This window comes from Rhodococcus sp. P4_C10 (assembly GCF_056402135.1).
In genome coordinates this window covers 77551-92200 of record NZ_JBFUHZ010000012.1, presented here as the reverse complement: position 1 = coordinate 92200, position 14650 = coordinate 77551, and the positions used below count along the sequence as shown (strand labels likewise).

At 71.5% G+C, this 14650-nt stretch carries 11 protein-coding genes and 1 pseudogene; 4 read left to right on the top strand and 8 right to left on the bottom strand.

Annotation, left to right across the window (positions count from 1 at the left end; genetic code table 11):
- Window positions 1–4: 4 nt before the first annotated feature.
- Both aroC and AC1DWC_RS11230 read right to left on the bottom strand, forming a co-directional pair.
- Window positions 5–1204 (bottom strand): chorismate synthase, encoded by a 1200-nt coding sequence (aroC, locus tag AC1DWC_RS11235; RefSeq protein WP_174556678.1) that lies wholly within the window; start codon window positions 1202–1204, stop codon window positions 5–7.
- 34 nt (window positions 1205–1238) lie between these two features.
- The gene (locus tag AC1DWC_RS11230; protein ID WP_477908085.1) at window positions 1239–1667 is read right to left on the bottom strand and encodes a prepilin peptidase; all 429 of its coding nucleotides are present in this window, start codon (window positions 1665–1667) and stop codon (window positions 1239–1241) included.
- 244 nt (window positions 1668–1911) lie between these two features.
- Here AC1DWC_RS11230 and AC1DWC_RS11225 point away from each other — a divergent pair, with 244 nt between their 5' ends.
- On the top strand, window positions 1912–2745 hold the full coding sequence (locus AC1DWC_RS11225) for a lipase family protein (protein WP_477908038.1): 834 nt from the start codon (window positions 1912–1914) through the stop codon (window positions 2743–2745).
- 3 nt (window positions 2746–2748) lie between these two features.
- Here AC1DWC_RS11225 and AC1DWC_RS11220 read toward each other — a convergent pair whose 3' ends face one another.
- The 5 genes and pseudogenes from AC1DWC_RS11220 to AC1DWC_RS11200 form a co-directional block, all read right to left on the bottom strand.
- On the bottom strand, window positions 2749–3576 hold the full coding sequence (locus tag AC1DWC_RS11220) for a shikimate dehydrogenase (RefSeq protein WP_477908036.1): 828 nt from the start codon (window positions 3574–3576) through the stop codon (window positions 2749–2751).
- A 13-nt stretch (window positions 3577–3589) separates the two neighbouring features.
- Window positions 3590–4786: pseudogene (locus AC1DWC_RS11215) on the bottom strand (endolytic transglycosylase MltG); the annotation flags it as partial.
- A gap of 35 nt (window positions 4787–4821) precedes the next feature.
- Window positions 4822–5352 (bottom strand): Holliday junction resolvase RuvX, encoded by a 531-nt coding sequence (gene ruvX / locus AC1DWC_RS11210; protein WP_072843834.1) that lies wholly within the window; start codon window positions 5350–5352, stop codon window positions 4822–4824.
- Entirely contained in the window at window positions 5349–8018 is a 2670-nt protein-coding gene (alaS, locus tag AC1DWC_RS11205) for an alanine--tRNA ligase (RefSeq protein ID WP_477908033.1), read from the bottom strand. The genes ruvX and alaS overlap by 4 nt, the downstream gene beginning before the upstream one ends.
- 107 nt (window positions 8019–8125) lie before the next feature.
- On the bottom strand, window positions 8126–9004 hold the full coding sequence (locus AC1DWC_RS11200) for an AraC family transcriptional regulator (protein WP_477908031.1): 879 nt from the start codon (window positions 9002–9004) through the stop codon (window positions 8126–8128).
- 26 nt (window positions 9005–9030) lie between these two features.
- On the opposite strand from AC1DWC_RS11200, the gene AC1DWC_RS11195 reads away from it, so the two are divergent.
- Window positions 9031–9525 carry a VOC family protein gene (locus tag AC1DWC_RS11195; protein WP_477908029.1) on the top strand — a complete coding sequence of 165 codons (495 nt, stop codon included), beginning with the start codon at window positions 9031–9033 and terminating at the stop codon, window positions 9523–9525.
- On the opposite strand, the gene AC1DWC_RS11190 is transcribed toward AC1DWC_RS11195, so the two are convergent.
- Window positions 9509–10918, bottom strand: coding sequence for a replication-associated recombination protein A (locus tag AC1DWC_RS11190; protein ID WP_477908027.1), 1410 nt, complete (start codon window positions 10916–10918; stop codon window positions 9509–9511). The two genes, AC1DWC_RS11195 and AC1DWC_RS11190, sit on opposite strands and share 17 nt — an antisense overlap.
- 286 nt (window positions 10919–11204) lie before the next feature.
- Here AC1DWC_RS11190 and AC1DWC_RS11185 point away from each other — a divergent pair, with 286 nt between their 5' ends.
- Together AC1DWC_RS11185 and AC1DWC_RS11180 are read left to right on the top strand one after the other, a co-directional pair.
- Entirely contained in the window at window positions 11205–12812 is a 1608-nt protein-coding gene (locus AC1DWC_RS11185) for an alkaline phosphatase D family protein (protein ID WP_477908025.1), read from the top strand.
- A gap of 152 nt (window positions 12813–12964) precedes the next feature.
- Window positions 12965–14638 carry an alkaline phosphatase D family protein gene (locus AC1DWC_RS11180; RefSeq protein ID WP_477908023.1) on the top strand — a complete coding sequence of 558 codons (1674 nt, stop codon included), beginning with the start codon at window positions 12965–12967 and terminating at the stop codon, window positions 14636–14638.
- Window positions 14639–14650: the final 12 nt, after the last annotated feature.

Genomic DNA, 14650 nt, shown 5'->3' with positions numbered 1-14650 from the left:
GCGGTCACCTCGCGAGACGCTCCTGCACTGCGGCCAGGTAGCCCTCGACGTTGCGGACGGTCTCGGTCAGCGAGTCGCCGCCGAACTTCTCGAGCGCGGCCTGCGCGACGACCAGCGCGACCATCGACTCCGCGACGACGCCGGCGGCGGGCACGGCGCACACGTCGCTGCGCTGGTGGATTGCCACGGCCTCCTCGCCGGTGGACATGTCCACCGTCGCCAGCGCGCGCGGCACCGTGGAGATCGGCTTCATCGCCGCCCGCACCCGCAGGGCCTCGCCGTTGGTCATGCCGCCCTCGAGCCCGCCGGCGCGGTTCGTCGAACGCAGCACCCCGTCGGGGCCGGGACGCATCTCGTCGTGCGCGGCGCTGCCGCGGCGGCGGGAGGTCTCGAAGCCGTCGCCGACCTCGACGCCCTTGATCGCCTGGATGCCCATGAGCGCGGCGGCCAGGCGCGAGTCGAGCCGGTTCTCGCCGCTGACGAAGGAGCCGAGGCCGACGGGCAGTCCCTCGACGATCACCTCGACGACGCCGCCGAGGGTGTCGCCCTCGCGCTTGGCGGCCTCGATCTCGGCGATCATCGCCGCCTCGGCATCACTGCCGAACGCCCGCACTGGGCTGGCGTCGATGGCGGCCAGGTCGGCGGCGACCGGCAGCGGCGCATCCGCGGACCGGGCCGCGGTGCCGATGGAGACGACGTGCGAGAAGACCTCGACGCCGAGGGCCTCGCGCAGGAACTGCCGCGCGACGGTGCCGGCGGCGACGCGGGCCGCGGTCTCGCGGGCGCTGGCGCGCTCGAGCACCGGGCGGGCGTCGTCGAAGCCGTACTTGAGCATGCCGGAGTAGTCGGCGTGGCCGGGCCGCGGCCGGGTCAGCGGCGCGTTGCGCGCGAGGTCCTTGAGCAGCGCCTCGTCGACGGGGTCCGAGGACATCACGGTTTCCCACTTGGGCCACTCGGTGTTGCCGACCTCGATGGCGATCGGGCCGCCCATGGTCCGGCCGTGGCGGACGCCGCCGAGCACGGTGACCTTGTCGGCCTCGAAGGCCATCCGGGCGCCACGGCCGTAACCGAGACGGCGGCGGGCCAATTGGGCAGAAATCTCGTCCGAGGTGACCTCGACCCCGGCGACCATTCCGTCGAGGAGGGCGACCAGGGCGGGACCGTGGGATTCTCCGGCAGTTATCCAGCGCAGCACGGCGCCCATCTTTCCACGGCGGGCCTCGGCGAATGCACACCGGCTACCCGAGCGCCGTCACACCCAACGCCAGGAGCGTCGCCAGACACATCGACGGCCCGTGCGGCACGGCGCGTCCGCGGCGCCCCGATGCGAGCAGAACCACCCCGACCGCCGCGGTGAGCGCGAACGCACCGAGCGCCGCCAGGACCCAGGCCTGCGCACCGGCCGCCCCCGTGACTGCGCCGAGCCCGAGCGCGAGCTTCACGTCGCCGCCGCCCATCCCCGTCGGTACTGCCAGGTGCGCGGCGAGGTAGAACCCCGCCAACAGTGCCGCCCCGACCAGTGCGGCCCGCCCCTGCCCGGCGACCGTGGCCGAGACCAGCACGACGGCGGCGCCGGGCACGGTCAGCGCGTTCGGCAGCCGTCGGGACGCGATGTCCACGGCGCTCAGGCACGCACACCACACCAGCAGACAACCCGCCGCGAACATCGGCCAGGACTCCGCGCGCGCGGCCAGTACACCCGTCCCGGCGATCGTGACGAGGGCCGCCACCGCCGCCCCGCCCTGCCCCCACCCGGTGTCCATGCGTTTCACCGTGCCAGGCGCCACACTCAGGCCGGGGTCCTCGACCTGGGAATACTCCTGTCCTGTGGATTGATTCGGGACCTGTGGAGGAAGATTCTTCCCACCAGGGCGGCAGGCCCCACCCGGTCGGCGGAATCGAGGAACGGACATGACGAGCCCGCAGATGGATCCCACCAGCGCCGTGACCTGGGGCCCGTTCGTCCAGGCCGCCTACGACCAGTTCCACCTGCACCCGCGCGACGACAATCCGGCGGCCGTCGCGAACCTGCCCGCGGGGTACACCCTGGTCCGAACCATCCAGATGACAGATGTCGTCGGTCCGCTGCAGGACCGGGTGTTCTACGGCTACGTCGCCGTCGGCGGCGACCCCCAGACCGTGGTGATCGCCCTGCGCGGCACCGCGTCACCCCTGGAGTGGTGGGCCGACCTGCACTGGGACCTGGTGCCGTTCACGCAGGTGTCGAACGGCGGGAGCGTCGCGGAGGGCTTCCACAACCTCTACGCCACCTTCGGCACCATGACGCCCGGGCAGTCCGCGCCCGCGGCGCCGGGCCGTTTCGCGTCCGCGCTCGCCCGGGCGGCCGCCGACGGTCTCGGCGCCACGCTCGACGCCGCATCACCCGTCGTCGTGTGTGGTCACAGCCTCGGCGGCGCGTTGGCGACCCTGCTTGTCGCAGATCTCGCCGCGAACACCGCGTTGCGCCCGCAGGCGTGGACGTTTGCCTCACCGAAGGTGGGAGATGCCACGTTTGCGGCGCGGTACGGCGGGCTCAGCGGCGTGTCGTGGCGGATCTACAACCAGGTCGACGTGGTGCCGTACTTCCCACTCGACCCCGACGACAACTACCAGCACGTGACCGCCGGATACGCGATCAACTCACTCGGGTCGGCGCGCTGGAACGTGGGGTGCGCCCACGCCCTCAACACCTACCTCAGCGTGCTCTCGGCGGGCGCCGTGCAGCTCGATCCCGGCTGCCGCTGACGGTCAGCGCGCGACGACGGCCGCCATCGCCTCGCGGGGAGCGGGCCGGCCGGTGAACTGCTCGACCTGACCGAACGCCTGGTTGAGCAGCATCCGCAGGCCGTCGACGACGATGCCGCCGGCCGCCTCGACGGCGGCGGCGAGCGGGGTCGGCCACGGGTCGTAGATCGCGTCGAGCAGGACCGGCACACCGGCGACCGCCGAGGCGAGGTCCGCGCCGGCGGCGGCCGGGATGGTGCTGACCACCACGGCGGCGCCCGCACAGGTCCGGGTCAGCGCATCGAGTTCGAAGTCCTGGTGCCGCACGGTCAGGCCCATTGCCCGCCCGCAGTCGAGGGTCTCGGCGGCCCGCTCGGCCGACCGCGCCACCACCACGGCCTCGGTCGCGCCGAGGTCGGCGAACGCCCGCAGGCTCGGCCGGGCGGTACCGCCGGCCCCGAGGACCACCGCGGTGCGCCCGGTCAGGTCGGTCACCCCGACCTCGGCCAGGGCCCCGGTGACGCCGTCGACGTCGGTGCAGTCCGCCCGCCAGCCGCCGGCGGTCCGGACCAGGGTGTTCGCGGAGCCGATCTGCACGGCCCGCTCGGTGCGCTCGGTGGCGAACTCGAGAGCCGCGAGCTTGCCGGGCATGGTCACCGACAGCCCAACCCACTCGGGGCCGAGTCCGTCCACCAGGCCCGGCAACTGCTCGCCGGTGCACTCGATCCGGTCGTAGGTCCAGTCGGTCAGGCCGAGCGCCCGGTACGCGGCCAGGTGCAGCTGCGGGGACCGTGAGTGTGTGATCGGGCTGCCCAGCACCGCGGCCCGACGCGGCCCGGTCTGGTTCCCCACCTCGGATGTCGAATCAGCGACCACTGTCGAGAATCCCACTGCCCTGGGCCTTCACGATGTTCGCCAGGTGCTCGTCGTAGCCCTTGGTGAACAGCGTGGTGCCCTGCTTGTCGATGGTCACGAAGTACAGCCAGTCCCCCGCGGGCGCGGTCTCGACGGCCTGCACCGCGGCGATGCTCGGCGAGGAGATCGGCGTGGCGGGCAGCCCGTCCTTGGCGTACGTGTTCCACGGGGTGACCCGCGCGCGGTCGGCGTCGGTGGTCGCGACCTCGGTCGTGTCGAGGGCGTAGTTGACCGTGGAGTCGAACTCGAGTTTCTGCGGCTCCGCGAGCCGGTTGATGATCACCCGGGCCACCTTGCCGAAGTCCTCGGGCAGCGACTCACGCTCGACGAGCGATGCGGCGATGAGGACCTGGTACGGCTGCAGCGCGACCGCGGCACCGGCCGTCCTGATGCCGGTGGACTCGTACTTCTCGGCGCTCCCGCTGACCAGGGTCTGCAGGATCTCGGTCGCGCTGCCGGTGGGGTCGAAGTCCCAGCTGCCGGCGGCGATCAGGCCCTCGAGCTGCCGGTTACGGTCCGGCACGTCGCGGACCTGCGACGCCGCCCAGTCCGGCACGCCGAGCGCGGTGAGGTCGGAGTCGGCGCCCGCGGCCTCGAGCTCCGCGACGCTGATGCACTTCGGCGCGGCGCCGCCGGGCAGGCAGCTGGCCTTCGAGATCAGGGTGTAGATCCCATTCTTGGTGGCTCCGGTGGTGACGTCCCGGGTGTCGTGCAGCTGACGACCCTCGGAGATCACCAGCGCGCCGACCCGCGACTCCGGGTTCACCAGGGCGGTGACGGCGGCGGTGGCCGGCAGTCGGGACTCGACGGAGTAGAAGCCGGGCTGGAGCGAGGTCATCGATCCATGCTGGACCGCGGCGTTGTAGAACGCGTCGCTGCTCTTGACCACGTCCTTGGCCAGCATCTCGGCACCGATCTGCTGCGCAGTGTCGCCGGGATGCACCTGGACGACCACCTCGGGACCGGCCTCGCCGACGGCGTAGTCGGCCGGCAGGCCCGGGCCGCCGAAGAGCTTCTTGACGCCGAAATAGCCTATGCCGCAGATCATCACGACGGCGACCAGCGACGCCAGCACCACCACTGCCCGGCCCTTGCCGCGACGTCGGCGGTTGGCTGCCTCGCGCGCGCGACGCGCCTCTGCGCGGCTGTTGTACACCTGGGGCTCGCCCGACCGGGTGTCGGTCACTGACCATCCTCCGTCTGTGAGTGCAGGTCCTGCGCGGCACGCAAAGCCCTGCTCCGCTGGTCCAACCATCCCTGCAGGATCGCGACGGCCGCCGCCTGGTCGATCACCGACCGTTGGCCCTTGGCCTTGACCCCGCTCTCCCGCAGTGCCCTTGACGCCGTGACCGTCGTGAAGCGCTCGTCGGTCATCCGCACGGGCACCGGCGCGAGCCGATCCCGGAGCTGGGCGGCGAATGTCGAAGCCAGCCCCGCGGCACTGCCGCGCTCCCCCCGGAGGGTCTGCGGCAGACCGACAATAACCTCGACCGCCTCGTATTCCTCGACTATCGCCGCGAGTCGCTCGATGTCGGACCTGTCGGCCTTGGACTTCGCCCGCGGCACGGTCTCCACCGGCGTGGCGAGAATGCCGTCGGGATCACTGGACGCGACGCCGATCCGGACGCTGCCGACATCGACGGCGATGCGGCGGCCGCGCCCGGGGTCGTCGACCCCGGGCTGATCGGCCGCGGCCTGGTCCTCCCGACTCAACCCGCGAGCTCGGCGACGCGGGCGCGCACTGCCGAGAGCGCGGCGGGGATGCCCGACGCGTCGCTGCCCGAACCCTGAGCCATCTCGCGCTTGCCGCCGCCGCGGCCGCCGATGCTCGGTCCGAACGCGGCCACCAGGTCTCCGGCCTTGACGCCGAGGTCCTGCGCGGCCTTGTTGGCGCTCACCACGAACGGCACCTTGCCGTCGGCGGAACCGATCAGGACCACCACGGCGGGCTCGGTCCCGAACCGGCCGCGGACGTCGGTGGCGAGGGTGCGCAGGTCGTTGCCCGCGACGCCCTCCGGCGCCGCCTCGGCGACCAGCAGCAGCCCGCCGATCCGCTCGGCCCGCTCGACGAACGCGCCGGCGCCGGCCAGCACCGCGGCCGCCTTGGTCTGCTCGAGTTCCTTCTCGGCGACCTTGAGCCGCTCGACCAGTTGCTCGACGCGGCCGGGGACCTCGTCGGAGGGCACCTTCAGCGCGGTCGCGACGCCCGCGAGCAACGCCCGCTCCTTGGCCAGGTACTTGTACGAGTCCAGCCCGACGAACGCCTCGACGCGGCGGATGCCGGAGCCGACGGACGACTCGCCGAGCAGGGTGACCGGCCCGATCTGCGAGGAGTGCGCCACATGGGTGCCGCCGCACAGCTCCATCGAGAAGGGGCCGCCGATCTCCACGACGCGGACCTCGGCCCCGTAGTTCTCGCTGAACATCGCCATCGCACCCATCGCCTTGGCCCGGTCCAGGTCCGTGACGAAGGTGTTCACCGGATGGTTCGCGGCGACGGCCTCGTTGGCGACCGCCTCGATGTCCTGCTTCTGTGCCTCCGAGAGCTGACCCTGCCAGGAGAAGTCGAAGCGCAGGTAGCCCGGCTTGTTCAGCGAGCCTGCCTGAACGGCGTTGGGGCCCAGCACCTGTCGCAGCGCGGCGTGCACCATGTGGGTGCCCGAGTGGCCCTGGGTGGCGCCGGCGCGCCAGTTGGCGTCGACCTGCGCGAGGACGGCGTCGCCCTCGGTGAGCTGGCCCTCCTCGACGGTGACCTTGTGCACCCACAGCTTCTTGGCGATCTTCTGCACGTCGCGCACCCGGACCCTGAGGCCCGGCGCCGTGATGACGCCGATGTCCGCGATCTGGCCGCCGGACTCCGCGTACAACGGGCTGCGGTCGAGGATGACCTCGACCTCCTGGCCGACGGTGGCCACCGGCACCCGGACGCCGCCCGAGATCAGCGCGAGGACGGACGCCTCGGTGGTGAGCTCGGCGAAGCCGGTGAACTCGGTCTCGCCGCGGTCGACGAACTCCTTGTAGACGGTGAGGTCGGCGTGCGCGTGCTTGCGGGCCTGCGCGTCGTCCTTGGCGCGCTGACGCTGCTCGGCCATCAGCGACCGGAAGCCGTCCTCGTCGACGGACAGGCCGGCCTCCGCCGCCATCTCCAGGGTCAGGTCGATCGGGAAGCCGTAGGTGTCGTGCAGGGCGAATGCCTCGCCGCCGGCGAGGACCTTCTGGCCGGCGTTCCTGACCTCGTCCGCCGCGGTCTCGAACCGCTTCTCGCCGGAGACCAGGGTGCGACGGAACGCCGCCTCCTCGCCGACGGCGACGTTGAGGATCCGCTCGAAGTCGGTGTCGAGCACCGGGTACGACGGCGCCATGGTGTCGCGGACGACGGTGATGAACTCGCGCATGCTGGGCTGCTCGGCGCCGAGCAGCTTGGCCGAGCGCACGATCCGGCGCAGCAGCCGGCGCAACACGTAGCCGCGGCCGTCGTTGCCGGGATTGACGCCGTCGGCGATCAGCATCGCGGCGGTGCGAGCGTGGTCGGCGATGACGCGGAAGCGGACGTCGTCCTCGTGGCTGCCCGCTGCGTACGGGCGACCGGTGAGCTCCTCGGCCTTGGCGATGACCGGTCGCACCAGGTCGGTCTCGTACACGTTGTCGACGCCCTGGAGGACCAGCGCGACCCGCTCGACACCCATGCCGGTGTCGATGTTCTTCTTCGGGAGCACGCCGACCGGCGCGTGACCGAGCTTCGGGCTGAGCTCACCGCGAACGTCCTGCATGAACACGAGGTTCCAGATCTCGAGGTAGCGGTCCTCGTCCACGACGGGACCGCCCTCCTTGCCGAACTCGGGGCCGCGGTCGTAGTAGATCTCCGAGCACGGGCCGCCCGGACCGGGCACGCCCATGTCCCAGTAGTTGTCCTTGCCGTCGCGGAACTGGATCCGCTCCTCCGGGATCCCGGCGACGCGACGCCAGATCTCCGCGGCCTCGGGATCCTTCTCGTAGGCGGTCACCCAGATGCGCTCGGGGTCGATTCCGTACCCGCCCTGGTCCAGCGGCTTGGTGATCAGCTCCCAGGCGAGCGTGATGGCGCCCTCCTTGAAGTAGTCGCCGAACGAGAAGTTGCCCGCCATCTGGAAGAAGGTGTTGTGCCGAGTGGTGACGCCGACCTCCTCGATGTCACCGGTGCGCACACACTTCTGCACGCTCGTCGCCCGCTGGTACGGCGGGGCCTGCTGGCCGAGGAAGAACGGCTTGAACTGCACCATGCCGGCATTGACGAAGAGCAGGTTCGGGTCGTCGAAGATCAGGGAGGCGCTGGCCACCTCGGTGTGACCCGCCTTGACGAAGTGGTCGAGGAATCGCCTGCGGATCTCGTGGGTCTGCACGTCATGGTCCTTACAGATGGGACGGTGTGGGCTGCCGATGTGTCCGCTCCGGACGCGCGCGGGTATGCGCGCACGCCAGTATTGCGACACCTCGGCCAACCGCCAGCCTATCGCGCGGACCCGGACACTCCGTCGCCGCCGCGGCCGGTGTCGAGTCCGCGCCCGTACCGCGACGGTGGAACACCCACCGCTGCGGTGAAATCCCGGGTGAGATGGGACTGGTCGTACCAGCCCAGGGTGAGCGCCAGCTCGGCCAGGTCGAGGCCCGGGTCCTCCTGCAGAGCGGTCATCGCGTCGAGCAGGCGGTAGCGGCGGATCAGCCAGGCCGCGGAGATGCCGACATACCGGCGCAGCAGGCGCTGCATCGTCCGGTCGCTCATGGCGTGTCGCCGAGCCAACTCGGCGGACCGGACCACTCCGCGGTCGGCGGCGACGTCCTCGACGAGGGCGCGGACCCGGACGTAGTCGGGGTCCACCTCCGACGGCAACCGGGCCACGAGATGACGTTCCGCGACCGCGCACCGGCCCTCGTCGTCCTCGCAGGCGAACACCTCGTCCCGCAGGCCCTCGGCGCCGGGGACGACAGTCGGCAGCGAGGCCACCGAGTCCGTGAACCGGCTCGCGTCCAGGCCGGTCAGTGCGGTGAACCCACCGGGACGGAACTTCACCCCCAGCACGCGCCCTCGCCCGGCCAGTTCGATGTCGAAACGCGTGGTGATCACGCCGTGCACCAGCATCGACGGCAACGGGTGCCCGTGCCTGACCGGCTCCTCCCCCTCCTCGAACGACAGGTGCACGGCCGGATGCGAGAGCACCGACGACTGCTCCCGCCGCGGGGTGTCCAGGGCCCATCGCACCGACCAGTAGTGCTCGACGTACGGGTCGAGGCGCGGGTCGCACGGGTAGCGGCCGAGCCGGTAGACGGACCCCACCTGGGACGGCCGGAGAATCCCCCGGCTTCCTGTCGCATCTGTCAAAGACGCCATCGGCCGAGTGTAGGCAGGCTGGGACCGTGAACACGATCCCCACGCCCGTCCCCGACGGCTACACCACCCTCACCCCGTTCCTGGTGGTCGACGGCGCCGCCGCCGCGATCGACTTCTACGTCGGCGTCTTCGGCGCCCGCCTGATCTCGCGCAACGACCTGCCGGACGGCCGGATTGCGCACGCGGAGTTGGACTTCGGCACCGGCCGGCTGCAGCTGTCGGACCCGATGCCGGAATCGGGCCTGGTCGCGCCCGACCCGACCGCGCCGGTCAACCACTCGTACGTCCTGTACTGCGCCGACGTGGACCGGGTCTGGCGCACGGCGGTCGACGCCGGCGCGACGGCGTTCGAGGAGCCGTCCACCTTCGTCACCGGCGACCGCTTCGGCGCGGTGCTGGACCCGTTCGGCCATCGCTGGGCGATCATGACCCGGGTCGAGGAGGTCTCCGAGGAGGAGGCGCGCCGCCGCGTCGACGCGTGGCTGGCCGACGAGGCCGCGGCCGTCAACGCCCCCGGATGATCCGGCGCAGCTTCGGAACCCGTTGCGCCAGATCACGTTCGGCGCCGTGGCCGGTGGGTTCGTAGTAGTCGACGCCGACCAGCTCGTCCGGCGGGTACTGCTGGGCGAGGACCCCGTCCGGGTGGTTGTGCGGGTACCGGTAGCCGACGGCGTTGCCGAGCTTCTCCGCCCCGGCGTAGTGGCCGTCGCGCAGGTGCGGGGGCACCAGCCCGTCGCGGCCCTGGTTGACGTCGGCCATCGCCGCACCGAGCGCCGCGATGACGGCACCGGACTTCGGCGCGGTGGCCAGGTGGATGGTGGCCTGTGCCAACGCCAACCGGGCCTCCGGCATGCCGATCAGCTGCACGGCCTGCGCGGCGGCGGTCGCGGTCTGCAGGGCCGTCGGGTCCGCCATCCCGATGTCCTCGCTGGCGTGCACCACCAACCGGCGCGCGATGAACCGCGGGTCCTCCCCCGCGACGATCATCCGGGCCAGGTAGTGCAGCGCGGCGTCCACGTCGGAGCCGCGGATGGACTTGATGAACGCGCTGATCACGTCGTAGTGCTGGTCGCCGTCGCGGTCGTAGCGGACCGCGGCCTTGTCGACGCTGGACTCGACGGTCTCGAGATCGAGCAATGCGGGACGCACCGCAGTCCGGTCCAGCGCTGCGCCCGCCGCGGCTTCGAGCGCCGTCAACGCCCGTCGAGCGTCGCCGGCGGCGAGGCGGACGAGATGTTCGAGTGCGTCGTCGGCAATCTCGACGGATCCGCCCAGTCCCCGCTCGTCGGTGCGGGCGCGCTCGATCACGACTCGGATGTCATCGGACGTCAGCGACTGCAACTGCAGCACGAGCGAACGCGACAACAGCGGCGAGACCACCGAGAAGGACGGGTTCTCGGTGGTCGCCCCGACCAGCAGCACGATGCGGTTCTCCACCGCAGCGAGGAGCGCGTCCTGCTGCGTCTTGGAAAACCGGTGGACCTCGTCGATGAACAGGACTGTCTGCTCGCCGTGGAGCAGGCGCCGTCGGGCCAGTTCGATGACGCCGCGCACTTCCTTGACACCGGCCGACAGCGCCGACAGCGCCTCGAACCTGCGCCCGGTGGCACCCGAGATGAGCGACGCCAGCGTGGTCTTGCCGGTCCCGGGCGGACCGTACAGCAGCACCGACGACGCGCCGGACCCCTCGACGAGGCGACGCAGCGGAGCCCCCGGTGCCAGCAGGTGCTGCTGACCGACCACCTCCGCCAGCGTCGCCGGCCGCATCCGCACCGCGAGTGGCGCGCCCGGATTCGGCATCGACGTACGCGCGGGGACCGACGTGAACGGTTCGGGTGCCGACTCGGGTGCCGGAGCCTCGAACAGGCCCGACCCGTCGCCGCCCGCGTCTGTGTCGCCGAAGAAGTCAGTCACACCCCGACGCTACTAGCCGACCCCGACGTCAACCCCCCGCCGTCGGCGCGGAGTGAGCTGGGCGACTCGGGGATGAGAGGGCGAACATCGGGTGAACACCGCGCACATGCCCCGTTTTGAACTGGTCAAGCGTCCAGGTTCGGGGTGTGATCCCGAGGTGCCTCAATCACCCGTGCCCGCACACTCCTCCCGACCCGCTGCCGATCGCGCCGGACTGAGCCGGCGCGGACTCCTCCGCGGCTCCGCCATCGCGGCCGGTGCCGGCCTCGCCGTCTCTGTGACCGGAATGACCGCCACGGCAACCGCCGCCGCGCCGGCCGTTGCCTTCGGGCACGGCGTCGCGTCCGGCGACCCGCTTCCCGACCGCGTCATCATCTGGACCCGCGTCACACCGTCGGCCGACGCGATGCCCGGATCCGGTGCGGGAGCGGCGATCTCGCTGGAATGGCAGGTCGCGACCGATCCCGGTTTCGCCTCCGTCGTGCGCAACGGCACGGTGACCGCGGACGCCGGCTCCGACCACACCGCGAAGGTCGACGTCACCGGCCTGAAGCCCTCGACCGCCTACCACTACCGCTTCACCGCCCGCGGCGGCGCGGTCGCCGGCCAGGTCTCCCCCGTCGGACGCACCCTCACCGCGCCCGCCGACGATGCGGACCTGGCGCGGCTGCGGTTCGGCGTGGTGTCCTGCTCCAACTGGGAGGCCGGTTTCTTCTCCGCCTACCGCCACCTGGCCCAGCGCGAGGACCTGGACGCGGTCCTGCATCTCGGTGACTACATCTACGAGTACGGCCGAGGCGAGTACGGAGGACGCAACGGTCCGGTCCGGCCCACCGACCCGGCGCACGAGATCGTCTCCCTCGCCGACTACCGGATCCGGCACGCCCAGCACAAGACCGACCCGGACCTGATGGCGCTGCACGCGCGGGTGCCGTTCATCGCGACCTGGGACGACCACGAGTCCGCGGACAACTCGTTCAACGGCGGCGCCGAGAACCACAACCCCGCCACCGAGGGCGACTGGGCCACCCGCAAGGCCAGCTCCACCCGCGCCTACTTCGAGTGGATGCCGGTGCGGGCCACCGGGTCCGGCACCGAGGTCATGCTGTACCGGCGGTTCCGGTTCGGCAACCTCGCCGAGATCTCGATGCTCGACCTGCGCACCTACCGCGACCAGCAGACCACCTCCACCGCCGGACCCATGGTGGACTCACCCGACCGGACCATCACCGGCCGCGCCCAGATGGACTGGCTCAGCAACGGCATCGTGTCGTCACCGACGCAGTGGAAGGTGGTCGGCAACCCGGTGATGATCGCGCCCACCCTGGTCCCGCCGCTGGACACCAAGACCACCGCCGCGCTGACCGAGATACTCGGAATCCCCGACGAGGGCATTCCCTACGGCACCGACTCGTGGGACGGCTACGCCGCCGACCGCCGCCGGCTGTACGACGCGATCGCCGCGGCGGGTGTCGACAACACGGTCTTCCTGACCGGCGACGTCCACACCTCCTGGGCCTGCGACCTTCCCCTCGACGCCGCGAACTACCCGGCGGGCCCCACGATCGGCACCGAACTCGTGGTGCCGTCGGTGACCTCACCGAACATGGACGACTCACTGGGGGTGCCGCCCCGCACCGCCAGCCTCGCGGTGGAGGAGGCGTACAAGGCGGTCAACCGCCACATCCGGTACCTGGATTTCGACTCGCACGGATACGGCGTGTTCGAGGTCGCGCCTTCCGGGGCGCAGATGGACTGGTTCTACATCAGTGACCCGATCGACCCCAACGCGACCGTGCGCCACGGCGCGAGCTACCGGGTCGCGGACGGCACCCAGCGCACGCTCCCGGTCGGCACACCTCTCGACCCCGCGGCCCACCGTCCCGGCGCATGAGCTCCAGACCGCCCGTATTCGAACGACACGAGGACGAACGTCAGGTGAACAATGGGCGATCGACCCCGTTGCGGTTTGAACACGCGTCCATGTTCGGCTGTGATTCTCGGGTGTCTGACAACTGCCTTCCCGACCACACCACCGTGCCGAGCGTGAGCAGGCGCACCCTGCTGAAGAGCTCGGCCGCGCTCGCGGGTGTGGGCATCACCGTTGTGGCCGCGGGCACCGCCGCCGCCGCCACACCCGGCGCGCCCGCCGTCGGCTTCGCGCACGGCATCGCCTCCGGCGACCCCCTCCCCGACCGGGTCATCATCTGGACGCGCGTCACCCCGTCCGCCGACGCGGTACCCGGCTCCGGTGTGGGAGCGGCGATCTCGCTGGACTGGCAGGTTGCCACCGATCCCGGCTTCACCTCGATCGTGCGGAGCGGCACCGTGACCGCGGACGCCGGTGCCGACCACACCGCCAAGGTGGACGTCACCGGCCTCGAGCCCTCGACCACCTACCACTACCGCTTCGCCGCCCGCGGCGGCGCGGTCGCCGGCCAGGTCTCCCCCGTCGGCCGCACCCGCACCGCACCCGCCAACGACGCGGACCTGGAGCGGCTTCGGTTCGGCGTGGTGTCCTGCTCCAACTGGGAGGCCGGCTACTTCGCCGCGTACCGTCACCTGGCGCTGCGCGAGGACCTGGACGCCGTCATCCACCTCGGTGACTACATCTACGAGTACGGCCAGGGCGAGTACGGCGCCAAGAACGGATCCGTGCGCCTGCACGAGCCCGCACACGAGATCGTCTCCCTCGCCGACTACCGAATCCGGCACGCGCAGTACAAGACCGACCCGGACCTGGCGGCGCTGCACGCGAGGGTGCCGTTCATCGCGACCTGGGACGACCACGAGTCCGCGGACAACGCCTACAAGTCCGGCGCGGAGAACCACAATCCCGCCACCGAGGGCGACTGGGCCACCCGCAAGGCCAGTTCGGCGCAGGCCTACTTCGAGTGGATGCCGGTGCGGGTCAACGGTTCCGGCGCCGAGATGGCGCTGTACCGGCGGTTCCGTTTCGGCAACCTCGCGGAGATCTCGATGCTCGACCTGCGGACCTACCGCGACGAGCAGGCCTCCCCGGGCGCGGGCTGGCGCAAGGTCGACGACCCGGAGCGGACCATCACCGGCCGGGCCCAGATGGACTGGCTGACAAGCGGAATCGTGTCGTCGCCGACGCGGTGGAAGGTCGTCGGCAACCCGGTGATGATCGCGCCCAGTCAGATCCCGCCCCTGGACACCAGGACCACCGCCGCGATCACCGAGATGATCGGCGTGCCCGCCGCGGGCATTCCCTACGGCACCGACTCGTGGGACGGCTACACCGCCGACCGCCGGCGACTGTTCGACGCGATCGCCGGGCAGGGCGTCGACAACACGGTGTTCATCACCGGCGACATCCACTCCTCGTGGGCGTGTGACCTGCCGGTGGACGCGGCGAACTACCCGGCCGGACCGACGGTCGGCACCGAGTTCGTGGTGCCGTCGGTGACCTCACCGAACATGGACGACTCGCTGAACGTGCCGCCGCGCACGGCCAGCGTCGCGGTGGAGGAGGCCTTCAAGGCGGTCAACCGGCACATCCGGTACATCGACTTCGACTCGCACGGCTACGGGGTGTTCGAGGTGAGCCGGGCCGCCGCGCAGATGGACTGGTTCTACCTGTCCGACCCCACCGACCCCCGCGCCGCCGCCACCCACGGCGCCAGCTTCCGGGTCGGGTCCGGCGAGCAGCGGACGCAACCGGCGGCGGCGCTCGACCCGGCCGCCTACCGGCCGTAGGGCCGGCCGGGG

Coding starts and splice junctions, on each gene's coding strand:
- aroC (WP_174556678.1), bottom strand. CDS start 1,204: ATGGGCGCCGTGCTGCGCTGGATAACTGCCGGAGAATCCCACGGTCCC.
- AC1DWC_RS11230 (WP_477908085.1), bottom strand. CDS start 1,667: ATGTTCGCGGCGGGTTGTCTGCTGGTGTGGTGTGCGTGCCTGAGCGCC.
- AC1DWC_RS11225 (WP_477908038.1), top strand. CDS start 1,912: ATGACGAGCCCGCAGATGGATCCCACCAGCGCCGTGACCTGGGGCCCG.
- AC1DWC_RS11200 (WP_477908031.1), bottom strand. CDS start 9,004: ATGGCGTCTTTGACAGATGCGACAGGAAGCCGGGGGATTCTCCGGCCG.
- AC1DWC_RS11185 (WP_477908025.1), top strand. CDS start 11,205: ATGACCGCCACGGCAACCGCCGCCGCGCCGGCCGTTGCCTTCGGGCAC.